At 57.6% G+C, this 13,998-nt stretch carries 14 protein-coding genes; 6 read left to right on the top strand and 8 right to left on the bottom strand.

Going from position 1 to position 13,998, the window contains the following annotated elements:
* The first annotated feature begins 201 nt into the window (after positions 1–201).
* The 3 genes from secM to mutT all read left to right on the top strand — a co-directional run bounded on the left by secM (position 202) and on the right by mutT (position 4,000).
* Positions 202–702, top strand: coding sequence for a secA translation cis-regulator SecM (secM, locus tag SB719_RS11410; protein WP_065650131.1), 501 nt, complete (start codon positions 202–204; stop codon positions 700–702).
* Between the two features lie 71 nt (positions 703–773).
* Complete coding sequence (secA, locus tag SB719_RS11405) at positions 774–3,479, top strand: preprotein translocase subunit SecA (RefSeq protein WP_293005655.1); 2,706 nt, start codon at positions 774–776, stop codon at positions 3,477–3,479.
* Between the two features lie 125 nt (positions 3,480–3,604).
* Positions 3,605–4,000 (top strand): 8-oxo-dGTP diphosphatase MutT, encoded by a 396-nt coding sequence (mutT, locus tag SB719_RS11400; protein ID WP_039382599.1) that lies wholly within the window; start codon positions 3,605–3,607, stop codon positions 3,998–4,000.
* Positions 4,001–4,026: 26 nt separating this feature from the next.
* Here mutT and yacG read toward each other — a convergent pair whose 3' ends face one another.
* From yacG to coaE, 3 genes are read right to left on the bottom strand one after another with little or no spacing between them, the layout of a single operon-like run.
* Positions 4,027–4,224, bottom strand: coding sequence for a DNA gyrase inhibitor YacG (gene yacG, locus SB719_RS11395; protein ID WP_039382601.1), 198 nt, complete (start codon positions 4,222–4,224; stop codon positions 4,027–4,029).
* Between the two features lie 8 nt (positions 4,225–4,232).
* On the bottom strand, positions 4,233–4,976 hold the full coding sequence (zapD, locus tag SB719_RS11390) for a cell division protein ZapD (RefSeq protein ID WP_412159244.1): 744 nt from the start codon (positions 4,974–4,976) through the stop codon (positions 4,233–4,235).
* Between the two features lie 4 nt (positions 4,977–4,980).
* Positions 4,981–5,589 (bottom strand): dephospho-CoA kinase, encoded by a 609-nt coding sequence (gene coaE, locus SB719_RS11385; protein WP_039382604.1) that lies wholly within the window; start codon positions 5,587–5,589, stop codon positions 4,981–4,983.
* A gap of 218 nt (positions 5,590–5,807) precedes the next feature.
* Here coaE and SB719_RS11380 point away from each other — a divergent pair, with 218 nt between their 5' ends.
* Positions 5,808–6,848 (top strand): GMP reductase, encoded by a 1,041-nt coding sequence (locus tag SB719_RS11380; RefSeq protein WP_304235131.1) that lies wholly within the window; start codon positions 5,808–5,810, stop codon positions 6,846–6,848.
* A 29-nt stretch (positions 6,849–6,877) separates the two neighbouring features.
* On the opposite strand, the gene hofC is transcribed toward SB719_RS11380, so the two are convergent.
* From hofC to ppdD, 3 genes are read right to left on the bottom strand one after another with little or no spacing between them, the layout of a single operon-like run.
* A complete protein-coding gene (hofC, locus tag SB719_RS11375) occupies positions 6,878–8,077 on the bottom strand; it encodes a protein transport protein HofC (protein WP_065650126.1) in 1,200 nt (399 codons plus the stop codon).
* Complete coding sequence (gene gspE / locus SB719_RS11370) at positions 8,070–9,458, bottom strand: type II secretion system protein GspE (RefSeq protein ID WP_412159243.1); 1,389 nt, start codon at positions 9,456–9,458, stop codon at positions 8,070–8,072. Before gspE ends, hofC begins: the two co-directional genes overlap by 8 nt.
* Positions 9,451–9,900, bottom strand: coding sequence for a prepilin peptidase-dependent pilin (gene ppdD / locus SB719_RS11365; protein ID WP_304235128.1), 450 nt, complete (start codon positions 9,898–9,900; stop codon positions 9,451–9,453). Before ppdD ends, gspE begins: the two co-directional genes overlap by 8 nt.
* A 305-nt stretch (positions 9,901–10,205) precedes the next feature.
* On the opposite strand from ppdD, the gene ampD reads away from it, so the two are divergent.
* On the top strand, positions 10,206–10,757 hold the full coding sequence (gene ampD / locus SB719_RS11360) for a 1,6-anhydro-N-acetylmuramyl-L-alanine amidase AmpD (RefSeq protein ID WP_065650123.1): 552 nt from the start codon (positions 10,206–10,208) through the stop codon (positions 10,755–10,757).
* Positions 10,758–10,773: 16 nt separating this feature from the next.
* On the top strand, positions 10,774–11,619 hold the full coding sequence (gene ampE, locus SB719_RS11355; RefSeq protein ID WP_065650122.1) for a beta-lactamase regulator AmpE: 846 nt from the start codon (positions 10,774–10,776) through the stop codon (positions 11,617–11,619).
* On the opposite strand, the gene SB719_RS11350 is transcribed toward ampE, so the two are convergent.
* Together SB719_RS11350 and SB719_RS11345 are read right to left on the bottom strand one after the other, a co-directional pair.
* Positions 11,601–12,554 (bottom strand): family 43 glycosylhydrolase, encoded by a 954-nt coding sequence (locus SB719_RS11350; RefSeq protein ID WP_412159242.1) that lies wholly within the window; start codon positions 12,552–12,554, stop codon positions 11,601–11,603. The genes ampE and SB719_RS11350 overlap by 19 nt on opposite strands.
* Entirely contained in the window at positions 12,551–13,957 is a 1,407-nt protein-coding gene (locus SB719_RS11345; protein ID WP_065650120.1) for a glycoside-pentoside-hexuronide (GPH):cation symporter, read from the bottom strand. The genes SB719_RS11350 and SB719_RS11345 overlap by 4 nt, the downstream gene beginning before the upstream one ends.
* Between the last annotated feature and the right edge of the window lie 41 nt (positions 13,958–13,998).

Genomic DNA, 13,998 nt, shown 5'->3' with positions numbered 1-13,998 from the left:
TCGCCTGTCTGATGGCGTGGAAGCCCGCCCGCAAAATGCTGTCCTGTCTGATGAAATGCTGAACGAAAAGCGTGAAATCCGCTGTAAGCCGCCTGATCTCTGCTGTGGAAGCCGTACATAAGTGCTATTATCTGGCGCTCATATAAGCGGGCTGACAGCATGTCAGCCGCACGGATGTGTTATTAACGTTGCGGACGGATTGTGATCGGAATTTTTTCACGCTGGCGACAATTAGGCAGGCGCTATTTCTGGCCACATCTCCTGCTGGGGATGGTGGCGGCCAGTCTTGGCCTGCCTGCCTGCGCGCAAAATGCCGAGCCTTCCGCTAACGATTCTCCTGTCAGCAGTCTGTTTACCGGCAATGTGGTTCATTTTGATCACCTGATCCGGCTGCAGGAGAGCGCCCGCCGGCCTGGCGCTAATGTCGATTACTGGCATCAGCACGCTATCCGCACGGTGATCCGCCATCTCTCATTCAGCCTGTCTCCGGTTACTGAAGCCGAAGCTGAGATTGCGCTGCCGCTGGCTGTACAGAAGCTGGCACTGATTGATTCGCTGCAGGCGCTGCTGACATCGCCTGTACAGCCTCAGCCCGCGCATCTGACTCTGCTGGACGCCTGTTATCATCCTCCGATGGCGCATGCCGCTGCCGACTGGCAGGCTACCAGCAATGGTATCCGCGCCGGACCTTTCGTTGCCTGATTACACTCCTTTTCCCCCTTTTTAAGAGTTAACCGGCCGCGATAGACCGGCTGATAAGAGAATAATTAAACATGTTAATCAAACTGTTAACGAAAGTATTTGGCAGCAGTAACGATCGTACACTGCGCCGCATGCGCAAAGCGGTAGATGTCATCAATAAGATGGAACCTGAGTTCATCAAACTGTCAGACGATGAGCTGAAGGCCAAAACCAATGAATTCCGCGCCCGTCTGGAGAAGGGTGAAGCGCTGGAGAGCCTGATCCCGGAAGCGTTCGCCACCGTACGCGAAGCGAGTAAGCGCGTCTTTGGTATGCGCCACTTTGACGTGCAGCTGATTGGCGGCATGGTGCTGAATGAGCGTTGCATCGCGGAGATGCGTACCGGTGAAGGTAAAACGCTGACCGCTACGCTGCCCGCCTACCTGAACGCGCTGAGCGGTAAAGGCGTGCATGTTGTGACCGTCAATGACTACCTGGCACAACGTGATGCGGAGAACAACCGCGCGCTGTTTGAATTCCTGGGCCTGAGCATCGGTATTAACCTGCCTGGCATGCCTGCGGTTGCCAAACGTGAAGCTTACGCGGCTGATATCACGTACGGCACCAATAACGAATATGGCTTTGACTACCTGCGCGACAACATGGCATTCAGTCCAGAAGAGCGCGTACAGCGTAAACTGCACTATGCGCTGGTGGATGAAGTTGACTCCATTCTGATTGATGAAGCGCGTACGCCGCTGATCATCTCTGGTCCGGCAGAAGACAGCTCCGATCTCTACATCAAAGTAAATAAGATCATCCCGCACCTGGTCCGTCAGGAAAAAGAAGATTCTGATAATTTCCAGGGCGAAGGCGACTTCTGGGTTGATGAAAAAGCGCGTCAGGCGCACATGACCGAACGCGGTCTGGTCAAGGTTGAAGAGCTGCTGGTCAGCCAGGGCATTATGGAGGAGGGTGAATCACTCTACTCGCCAACCAACATTATGCTGATGCATCACGTTACCGCCGCGCTGCGGGCGCACGCGCTGTTCACCCGGGACGTTGACTATATCGTTAAAGAGGGTGAGGTCATCATTGTTGATGAGCACACCGGACGTACCATGCAGGGGCGCCGCTGGTCTGATGGTTTGCATCAGGCTATTGAAGCTAAAGAAGGCGCAGATATCCAGAATGAGAACCAGACGCTGGCGTCCATCACCTTCCAGAACTACTTCCGCCTCTATGAGAAGCTGGCCGGTATGACCGGGACGGCGGACACGGAAGCATTTGAATTCAGCTCCATCTACAAACTCGACACTATCGTGGTGCCAACCAACCGTCCGATGGTGCGTAAAGACATGGCCGATCTGGTCTACATGACCGAGAAAGAGAAGATCGATGCCATTATCGAAGATATTCGCACCTGTACGGCAAAAGGCCAGCCGGTGCTGGTGGGGACCATTTCGATTGAAAAATCAGAAGTGGTCTCTAACGAACTGACGCGTGCCGGGATTAAGCACAGCGTGCTGAACGCCAAGTTCCACGCCAGCGAAGCCGATATCGTGTCACAGGCAGGCCAGCCGGGAGCGGTGACTATCGCGACCAACATGGCGGGTCGTGGTACCGACATCGTGCTGGGCGGCAGCTGGCAGGCTGAAGTGGCTGCGCTGGAAGCGCCGTCTGAAGAGCAGGTGCAGGCGATTAAAGAGGCGTGGAAACTGCGTCACGATGCCGTACTGGCCTCAGGCGGTCTGCATATTATCGGTACTGAGCGTCATGAATCGCGTCGTATCGATAACCAGCTGCGCGGCCGTGCCGGTCGTCAGGGCGATGCCGGCTCCTCTCGCTTCTACCTCTCTATGGAAGATGCGCTGATGCGTATCTTCGCCTCCGATCGCGTTTCAAACATGATGCGCAAACTCGGCATGAAGCCGGGCGAAGCGATTGAACATCCGTGGGTGACCAAAGCGATTGCTAACGCGCAGCGCAAGGTTGAGAGCCGCAACTTCGATATCCGCAAGCAGCTGCTGGAGTATGATGACGTTGCAAACGACCAGCGTCGTGCTATCTACAGTCAGCGTAATGAACTGCTGGATGTCTCTGACGTCTCTGACACCATCAACAGCATTCGTGAGGATGTGTTCAAGGCGACAATCGACACCTATATTCCGCCGCAGTCGCTGGAAGAAATGTGGGATGTACCGGGGCTGGAAGAGCGCCTGCGTAACGATTTCGATCTCGATCTGCCGGTTGCTGAGTGGCTGGACAAAGAACCGGATCTGCATGAAGAGACGCTGCGTGAACGTATCATGACCCGCGCACGTGAAAGCTATGCGGCGAAAGAAGAGGTTGTGGGCACCGAAATGATGCGCAACTTTGAAAAAGGCGTGATGCTGCAAACGCTGGATTCGCTGTGGAAAGAGCATCTGGCGGCGATGGACTATCTGCGCCAGGGTATCCACCTGCGCGGCTATGCCCAGAAAGATCCCAAGCAGGAATACAAGCGTGAATCCTTTGCCATGTTTGCGGCGATGCTGGAGTCACTGAAGTATGAAGTGATCAGCACGCTGAGCAAAGTTCAGGTACGGATGCCGGAAGAGGTTGAAGCGATGGAGCAGCAGCGTCGCGAAGAAGCTGAACGCCTGGCACAGCAGCAGCAGCTGAGCCATGTGGATGATGAAACCGCCGCCGCCGAGGCGCTGGCAGCGCAGGGCGGTGAGCGTAAAACAGGGCGTAACGATCCCTGCCCGTGTGGTTCGGGCAAAAAGTATAAGCAGTGTCACGGCCGTCTGGCCTGACCCTGAAAAGGAGCCTGCGGGCTCCTTTTTTTTGGCGCTGTGACGCTGTTCAGGCCGGGTTATTAACATCCGCGCTGCGCTGTTTTACACTCTGCGCTCTTTACTAATAAAGCGGGATCAACTCTATGAAGCACCTGCAGGTTGCAGTCGGCATTATCCGTAATGCCAGCCGCCAGATCTTCCTTGCGCAGCGCGCAGCCAGCTCTTATATGGCAAACAAATGGGAATTCCCCGGCGGAAAGATTGAACAGAATGAAAGCGCGGAACAGGCGCTGAAGCGTGAGCTGATGGAGGAAACCGGTATTGAGGTGACCCGTGCAACCGCAATCGGTCAGGCTGACCACGCGTATGATGATCTGCGCGTCACGCTGCATTTTTTTCTGGTGGAAGCGTGGCAGGGTGAGCCGTGGGGACGCGAGGGACAGCCACAGCGCTGGGTGGCGCAGCGCGATCTTATTGCAGAGGAGTTTCCGGCTGCAAACCATGCGCTGATTGCCCGTCTGGTGGCCGACGAACTCTGAAACAGGGGCATCATGCCCCTGCTGCTTTACTGCTGCTCTTCACTCCACTCATCGCTGTCGGTCTGGTCGCCACTGCTGGGAATGCGTTTTTCCTCTGCGGCCCATTCACCAAGATCAATCAGCTGACAGCGTTTGCTGCAGAACGGACGCCACGGGCTCAGCTCATCCCACATCACATCTCTGCCGCAGTTCGGGCAGGGTACGGTAATCATCTCTTCCGGCATAATATCCTCTAACAGCAGGCCAGTTCAAAATTCAGGCGGGCAGGCACCACGCCCTGTTCGCTATCCAGCGGCAAAAAACGAATAGCGTAGCGGCTTTTATGACCTGAAATCTGCGGATAGAGCGCATCTTCCAGCGTCAGCCGCAGCCGCAGCAGGTCTGCGCCTTCAGCATTGTCCTGATAAAAGCCATTCAGGCTGGTCTGATGACGAAATACGCCAGACTGACGGATAAGATCAAGGATCATCGTCAGGCTGTTGAGCAGCGGCTCAAGCGAGGCCAGCCAGCCAGCTACCTGCGTATCACGCAGCGCCTGCTCCTGGTGCAGCCAGATGTGCAATCCGGGCAAATCGAAACTGCAGCAGCCGCCGGGGATACTGAGACGCTGACGCACCAGCGATATCAGCCGATCGTCACGCAGATGCTGGCCCATGCGCGGTGCGTTCAGCAGTTCAGCAGAGAGCTGTTTAAGGCGGTTGCTGAGCTGGCTTACCGTCTGCTCATCCACGCCGGGAACATCCAGCCAGGCGCGCAGTTTTTGCTGCTGACGCTCCAGCTCCTTGAGCAACTCAGTCCGCATATCGCCGCGCTCAAAAATATCCAGCAGGTCAGCAAGAATGCGAAATACGCCCAGTGCGGCAACGGAATGGTTTACCGGTACCGTTTCATGCAGCTGATTGAGTAAAAACTCGACGCGCAGCCAGGTGCGCATCTTCTCATTCAGCGGATGCTCAAACAGAACAACTGTACTCATTATCTCAATCCCGTCCGGTTGCAGCCAGGCGCAAATAACGCTGGTGAAGTTCAGCAACCCGCGGCAGCACCTGTTCAGGTGTGCCGCTATTATCAATAATATCATCGGCGCAGGCGAGGCGCTGTTCGCGGCTCACCTGCGCGGCAAGAATACGTTGTGCCTGGCTCAGCGACACGCCGTCGCGCTGACGCGTACGCTGCAGCTGAACAGCCTCATCAACATCGACCACCAGCACGCGATCGGCCTGTCGTTGCAGATTGTTTTCAATCAGCAGGGGGACCACCCACAGCACATAAGAGGATGACGCCTGTGCCCTGAGCTGCTGGGTGCGGGCATTAATCAGCGGGTGCAGCAGCTGATTAAGCCAGTTTTTTTCCTGCGGCTGCTGAAAAATAATCTCCCGCAGCCGGGCGCGATAAAGCGTGCCTTCTGCCGTCAGAATGGATTCGCCATGGCGTTTTACAATCGCCTGTAATGCTGGTGTACCCGGCTCTACTACCTCGCGGGCGATCACATCAGCATCAATGATCTCTACGCCCAGAGCGGCAAAAGCGTTAGCGACAGTGCTTTTACCACTACCAATGCCTCCGGTTAGCGCAACGGTAAACAGCATATTTTTCTCCCGGTATTCAGCGCATCAGAGGGCGGCAGTCTCTCAAAAATGAGAAAAGGATCACATTCTTAGCGATCGGTCAGATTTACAGGATTGTAGCGTAAGTAAAGTGAAATTCGCACCCTTGCCACCGCCGTTATGGCGCGTATGATAACGACACTGGAGCCGTGAGCGCTACCCGAACTGCGGTTCGTTTTCACTAACCAGGACCCTCTGCTATGCGTATTGAAGAAGATATCAAACTGGGCTTCAAAGATGTGTTAATCCGCCCGAAACGCTCGACGCTCAAAAGCCGTTCTGATGTTGAACTGGCACGCACCTTCACCTTTAAGCACTCCGCTCTGGAGTGGCATGGGGTACCGGTTATCGCAGCAAACATGGATACCGTTGGCACGTTCACCATGGCAGAAGCGCTGGCCGGTTTTGAAGTACTTACTGCGGTTCATAAACACTATAGTATTGATGCATGGCAGGCGTTTATCCAGCGCGTGCCCGCGTCCGTGCTGAATTACGTCATGGTTTCAACCGGGACCTCAGAAGCGGATTTCACTAAACTGAATGCGATTCTCGCCCTGTCGCCGCAGCTGAAGTTTATCTGCATCGACGTGGCGAACGGTTATTCAGAGCACTTTGTGGCATTTCTGCAGCGCGCGCGTGAACGCTTTCCGGATAAAACCATCTGTGCCGGTAACGTCGTGACGGGAGAGATGGTAGAAGAGCTGATTCTGTCAGGTGCGGATATTGTTAAAGTGGGTATCGGCCCGGGATCGGTCTGCACGACCCGCGTGAAAACCGGCGTAGGTTATCCGCAGCTGTCAGCGGTGATTGAGTGCGCCGATGCCGCGCACGGTCTGGGCGGACAGATTGTCAGTGACGGCGGCTGTTCCGTGCCGGGTGATATTGCCAAAGCGTTTGGCGGCGGGGCTGACTTTGTCATGCTGGGCGGTATGCTGGCGGCGCATGATGAGTGTGAAGGCACGCTTGTGGAGGAGCAGGGCGAGCAGTTTATGCTGTTTTACGGCATGAGTTCTGAATCGGCGATGAAGCGCCACGTGGGTGGCGTAGCGCAATACCGGGCAGCAGAAGGCAAAACCGTACGCCTGCCGCTGCGCGGACCGGTGGCAGAGACCATCAAAGACATTCTGGGAGGCCTGCGTTCAGCCTGTACCTACGTTGGCGCTGAACGTCTGAAAGAGCTGACCAAGCGTACAACGTTTATCCGTGTGGCAGAGCAGGAGAACCGCGTGTTCACACGATAAACCCTCTGTGCGGGCGCAGCAGGCGCCCGCTAGCGTATGACCTCTCCCAGACCAAACACCGGCAGATACATGGCGATCACCAGCGTGCCAACGATCGCCCCGATCACCAGCATCATCGCCGGTTCAAGCGCAGCAGCCAGCGCCTCTGCCCGGTTTGAGGTTTCCGTTTCATGCCACTCTGCCAGCCGGGCCAGCATGATATCAAGCGCGCCAGCCTCTTCACCGGCGCCTGTCAGCTGGGCACAGAGCGGTGTAAACAGCGTATGCTGCTGCAGCGCCTGGTGCAGCGGCGCACCGGCAGCGATATGCGCCTGTAGCGCTACAATCGCTTCGCGCCACACCCGCGCCGTCAGCGTCATTTCTACTGTCTGCAGACTGTGCAGCAGCGTAAGTCCTGCCTGCTGCGTCAGCTGTAAAATGGCATAAATCTGGCTGAGCTGCGCACCACGCCAGAGCGGGGCGATCAGCGGCAGGCGCAGGATAAAATGCTGTAAGCGTCGCTGCCAGCGATCGGAGCGCCGTGCAATCTGCCGTGCTGCAATCGCACAGCCGGCAGCAACCAGTAACAACGGCAGTGCGGTCTGCTGCATGCCCTCTGACAGCGCCACAACGCCTGCGGTAAAGGCGGGCAGTGGTGCATCAAAGCTGGCATAGACGGCAATAAACTCCGGCAGTACAAATAACAGCATGCCGGCACTGACCGCCAGCGCCACCAGCAGAATAAAGATCGGATAGCGCAGGGCTTTGCCGACTTTCTGGCGCAGCTGACGCTGCTTTGCCTGCTGCTGCGCCAGCCGCAGACAGCAGCTGTCGAGCTGTCCGGTGGCCTCGCCTACCTGCATCAGTGCGGAAAACAGGGGCGGGAAAAGGTCAGGCCACGTACGCAGAGCCTGCGAAAACGCCTCTCCGGCCAGCACCTGCTGCTGCAGGCCTGTAAGCACCACGCGCCATCCGGCATGCGGGTGCCCCTGCGCCAGCAGCATCAGACTTTCAGCCAGGGGTAATCCCGCTTTTAGCAGCGTAGCCAGCTGATGCATCAGCTCAATTTTTTGCTGCCATTTCCAGTCACGTCTGCGCCAGCAGCGGCCGCGTTGCCAGCTAACAATCAGCATGCCGCGATCGGCGAGCTGATGCAGCAGGGCAGCCCGATCGCGCAGCAGCGACTCCCCTGTCTGCAACTCGCCCATGGTGTCCAGCGCCTGCCAGCTGAAGTGATAACGTTTAGCCATTGTCCAGACCTACCACGCGCTGCATCTCTTCAAATGATGTGTCTCCCCGGCTTACCGCTTCCAGACCCGCGCTCAGCAGCGTTTTCATTCCCTGTTCACCGGCGAGCATCAGGACATGCTCCAGCGGCATATCTGAAGAGATGGCATTCTGCAGCCTGCTGTTAACCGGCAAAATTTCAAACAGCGCGAGGCGACCATAGTAGCCGGAGAAACAGTGGTCGCAGCCTGGGGCGCGCCAGGTCTGCAGAGTGCCGGGCCAGAGTGCGGGCGGGAGATGAGCGACAGCCTGCGCTGGCTGGCGGCAGTGCAGGCATAGCCGGCGGACCAGGCGCTGTGCTATCACCAGCTGCAGCGCCGGCCCCAGCAGATAACCGGGAATATCCATTTGTCTGAGGCGCGTCAGCGTTTCAGCGGTAGAGTTAGTATGCAGCGTGGAGAGAACCAGATGCCCGGTCTGGGCGGCTTTAACCGCAATGCTGGCCGTTTCACTGTCGCGGATTTCACCGACCATGATCACATCCGGATCCTGGCGCAGCAGGGCACGCAGTACGCGATTAAAGTCGAGGCCGCTGCGGGGACGCACCTGAGTCTGGTTGATGCCGGTCAGCGGGATCTCTATCGGGTCCTCCACGCTGCAGATATTTTTTTCCGGCACGTTCAGTGCGCTGAGGCTGCTGTAGAGCGTGAAGGTTTTGCCGCTGCCGGTCGGGCCGGTCACCAGGATCAACCCCTGCGGCTTAGCCAGCGCCTGTTTCAGCAGGCGCAGCTGGGCCAGCGGCATACCAAGCTTATCCAGCGCAATCGCACTGCCTTCACTCTGCAGTAAACGCACAACGGCTTTTTCACCGTGACTGACCGGCAGCGTGGCGAGGCGAAAGGCCGCGCCGCTGCCGTTTATCTCGTGGGTAAACTGCCCATCCTGTGGCAGACGGCGCTCCGCAATATCCAGCCCGGCGAGCACTTTCAGCCGCGCCAGCACGGCAGCAGGCTGCACCTCTGGTAAGCGCGGCAGGTTATGTAACACACCGTCAATGCGCAGCCGGATACGTAATCCCTGCGGCTGAGGCTCAATATGCACATCGGAGGCGCGTCGCTGTATGGCCTGATGCAGAATCTGGTTTACCGCTTCGGTTGCTGAAGCGGCGCTGCGCTGCTCAGGCAGCCGGGCATCTGATACCGGCTGGTGCAACGTCTGTTCCATGCGGGCAGCAGGCCAGCACTCGATCTCTACCTGACACTGGCAGGCGAACTGCAGCGCCTCCAGCAGCTGCGGGTGGGGAGAGTCGGTAACGGCCACACGCAGTCGGGTGTCATCGTGCTGCAGCAGCCGCGCCTGGTAGCGGGCGCACAGCGCCAGCAGTGCCGGATCGTGCTCAGCCATTAGTCCCGTCCTTGTCCGCAAAGCGGAACTGATTCAGGCAGTTATCACGCAGGGCGCTGCTGGTGCTGGTACAGCTGCGCTGCCAGTGCAGCATGCCTTCAGCCACATCCCAGACCGGCTGCATCTCCACGCTCAGCCCGTTCAGGCTCTCCTGCCCGGTAAGCGCAATGACACCATTGGTAACGGCGAGAGAGGCGACATAGCGCGAGCCTTTCGCAGCCGGAATGCCGTGTTCACCCGCCTGACACTGCGCCGGGCTACCGCGCTCAATAGCGCAAAGTTCAACCGCCGTTTTATACGGCAACATGGTTTGCAGCATGTCAGTCAGTGCTGCACGCTGCAGGTAACTCTGGTAAGCAGGCAGGCCAATCGCACTGAGGATAGCGACGATGCCGATGACGATCATCAGTTCAATCAGGGTAAAACCGCGTTGTTTTTCCATAGCAGGGCTCCGTTTTCGCTGAGGCGCTACGATAAGCAGCACAAACGGATGACGAAAGCGTATTGCCTGATAACCGGAGAGTGGTGCGCAGCCATTTTTATCTGTTGCAGCAAGCGGCAGCTCTGTTGCCGGGCGGGCTCACACACCCGGGCAGCAGAGGGCCATCTGATGCGCTATCACGCTGGCTTATTTTGCAGGAGCAACGGCAAAGGCCGGGGGAGGATAAGGCGCGCTATCGCACGAAGACGCTAACCCCTGCTCTGAATCGTGATATTCTCGGCCTGATTTTGCTAAGGATTACAGAGATGAAACTGGAACAGGGCTGGATCAGCAGCGCCCGTAAGGTGCCCTCGCCACATTTTAATGCACGTCCCGACCATGAGGTACCGTCGCTGCTGGTGATCCATAATATCAGTTTGCCGCCGGGGGAGTTTGGCGGACCGTGGATTGATCGTCTATTTACCGGCTCGCTGCCTGCCGATGCACATCCCTATTTTGCTGATATTGCGCAGCTGCGCGTGGCAGCACACTGTCTGATCCGGCGCGACGGTGAGCTGGTACAGTATGTCTCACTGAATGAGCGCGCCTGGCATGCGGGCGTGTCTGTGTTCAGCGGGCGGGAGAACTGCAACGACTTTTCTATTGGCATCGAGCTGGAAGGCACCGACACGCTGCCCTACACCGACGCCCAGTACGCCATGCTGCAGCAGGTCACCGCGCTGCTGCAGCAGCACTATCCACTGAGCGCCGATCGCATTACCGGACATAGCGATATCGCACCCGGGCGTAAAACCGATCCGGGCCCGGCGTTTGACTGGTCGCGCTATAAACAGGGTATTACTCAGGAGAATGCCTGACACCGCAGGAGCCATTATGACGTTGTTTAGTTTGTTACTTGTTCTGGGATGGGAACGCCTGTTTAAAATGGGCGAACACTGGCAGCTGGATCACCGGCTGACGCCGTTGTTTCGTGGCCGGCAGCACTTTTCGCTGCTGCGCACGCTTCTTATGACCGCAGTGGCGATGCTGCTGGTGTGGCTGGTGGTCTGGAGCCTGCACGGCCTGCTGTTCGGGCTGCTGCAGCTGCTGTTCTGGATTGTGACCGGGCTGCTCTGTATCGGCGCCGGTTCTGCGCGACAGCACTACCATAACTACCTGCAGGCTGCCAGCCGTGATGATGAGGCCGCACATCAGGCGATGGCCGCAGAGCTGACGCTGATCCATGGCGTGCCGGCAAACTGCAGCGAGCGCGAGTTTCTGCGCGAGCTGCAGAACGCACTTATCTGGATCAACTTCCGTTTCTATCTTGCTCCGCTGTTCTGGTTTGTGGTCGGGGGACCGGTGCTGCTGGTGGGGTACGCTTTTCTGCGCGCCTGGCAGAGCTGGCTGGCACGACACGCATCAGACCAGGCGCGCGCTGCCTCAGGCGTTGATGCGCTGCTGCACGTGCTGGACTGGATCCCGGTGCGGCTGGCGGGCGTGGCTTATGCGCTGCTGGGGCACGGCGAGCGCGCGCTGCCCGCGTGGTTTGCCTCTCTGAGCGATCTCCGTCGTTCTCAGTATCAGGTGCTGACCAGCCTGGCGCAATTCTCGCTGGCGCGCGATCCGCACACGGATAAGGTCGCCACCCCTCGCGTGGCGGTGGCGCTGGCAAAACGCACCTCGCTGGTGCTGGTGGTGGTGGTCGCGCTCCTGACTATCTACGGCACGCTGGTGTGATCCGCCGGCGGCACGCCGAAATCGGGCGTGCCATCCTCGCGCCAGCTGAAATATTTCAGGCGCGTATGGCGATTGGGATCCCACAGCGGATCGCCCTCGATTTCCGTGTAGTTGCGGGCGTGATAAACCAGCACGTCGCGTCCCGCTTCATCCGTCGTAAAACTGTTGTGTCCCGGACCATACTGCTGATTCTCCCAGCTGGTAGTAAACACCGGCCGTGCTGACTTCTGCCAGGCGATGCGATCGCGCGGATCGGCCTGCACATCGATACTCAGCATACCCAGACAGTAGTTTTCATCGGTCGCGCTGGCGGAGTAGGTCACAAACAGCCGGTTACCGTGACGGATCGCCGCCGGTCCTTCATTAACGCTGAATCCGGCACACTCCCACTCATATTCAGGCCGGCTCAGCATCACCGGCGTACCTTTCAGCGTCCAGGGATTCAGCAGCTCAGCCAGATAAAGATTGGAATTACCGGGAATCGCGGGATCTTTTTGTGCCCAGAGGTACCAGTTTTTACCCTGATGGACAAAGTGCGTGGCATCCAGCGCAAAGCTATCGAATTGCGTTTCAATCCGGCGACAGGGCTGCCAGTAGCCGGTCAGCGGATCGGCTTCATCGCAGACCAGCGCATACATACGATGCTGAAACAGCCCCTCTTTAATCTCACGGCTCGGCGCCGCCGCGAAGTAGATGACCCACTGACCATTAATGTGGTGCAGCTCAGGTGCCCAGATCAGCTCACTGTATTCACCCTGGTCCGGCTTGCGCCAGACGGTAACGGCGGGCGCCTCACGCAGTCCTGCGAGCGTGGTGGCGTGACGCAGCTCCAGCCGATCATATTCCGGTACTGAGGCGATAAAGTAGTAGCCAGCGCCGTGCCGCAGAATAAAGGGGTCGGCGCGCTGTGTAATAAAAGGGTTAGGCCAGGTCATTTGACTTCTCCGGGTTGAGTGGTTGCGGCCGGGGATGGGGCAGACAAATCGCGAAAGTTAGCGCGGCGCAGCGCCAGGTCATCCTGAATAGTACGCATCAGCTTGCGATCCACTTTCATCAGGCGCACCACGCCGGCAGTGATCAGATAGCCGATACCGGGTATCACGGTGAAGAGCAGCATAATGCCGTTGACGGCGGTGGCGGACTGCTGTTTTGCGCCGGCGTCATAGCCGTAAACCGACAGCAGAAAGCCGACCATGGCACCGGCAACCGCCAGCCCGACCTTGAGAAAAAAGAGGTTGCCGGAAAAGCTCATGCCGGTAATACGCTTGCCGGTTTTCCACTCGCCATAGTCATCCACATCGGCCATGAGCGACCAGTGCAGCGGCGAGGGGATCTGATGCAGAATATTCAGCAGGAAATAGGCCACCACTACCGTGATGGTGGCGTGTGGATCGATCCAGTAAAATCCACAGGAAAAGAGCGCCAGCGCGATATTGGTCCAGAAAAAGACTTTCAGCTTACACCAGCGATCGGTGAGATATTTAGCCAGCGTGCTGCCAGCCATCATGCCAATTACGCCCAGGCTGATAAATAGCGTGGCAAAATGCGTCGACTGGCCCATTACCCAGGTCACGTAATACATGGTGGCCGCCATGCGGATAAAGCCGGGACAGACGTTGCAGAAGGTCAGCAGCAGAATGCGTACCCACTGATCGTTTTTCCATATATCGCGCAGGTCTTTCTTCAGATCGTCATGTGTCGGCACTGCAGGCCGGATACGTTCACGGACATTAGCAAAACAGAACAGAAACATCGCCAGGCCAATCAGCGCCAGCACGCTCATCGCCAGCTGATAACCGCGCGCTTTGTTGTCACCGCCAAACCACTCTGCCATAGGCAGCAGTGAGAGTGAGAGGATCAGCGTGGCAACCCCCACCATCACGAAACGATAAGACTGACAGGACACGCGTTCGCCCGGATCGCTGGTGATGACACCGCCCAGCGAACAGTAGGGAATATTGATAGCCGTATAGGTCAGCGACATCAGGAAATAGGTCACAAAGGCCCAGATAACTTTGTTTTCATAGCTCCAGTCTGGCGTAGTAAACATCAGTACGCTGAACAGCACATACGGCACCGAGACCCAGAGCAGCCAGGGACGGAAGCGGCCCCAGCGGCTCTGAGTCCGGTCCGCTAAAGCGCCCATAATGGGGTCTGTCACCGCATCCAGTACGCGTACTGAAAGCAGCAGCACGCCGACCAGCGCCGGTGCCAGGCCAAAAACATCGGTGTAGAAGTAGTTAAGAAACAGCATGATCGCGCCACCAATCATGTTACAGCCGGCATCGCCCATGCCATATCCCAGTTTTTCTCTGAATGAGAGTGCAGCACTTTTCATCGTCGTCTCCTGCGACAAGTGGAGCGAAAAGTATCAGCGCA

The organism is Pantoea sp. SIMBA_079 (assembly GCF_046940275.1).
GTDB classification, from domain to species: domain Bacteria; phylum Pseudomonadota; class Gammaproteobacteria; order Enterobacterales; family Enterobacteriaceae; genus Pantoea; species Pantoea borealis.
The sequence above is the reverse complement of the archived record's forward strand: the minus strand, read 5'-3'. Positions and strand labels throughout refer to the sequence as shown.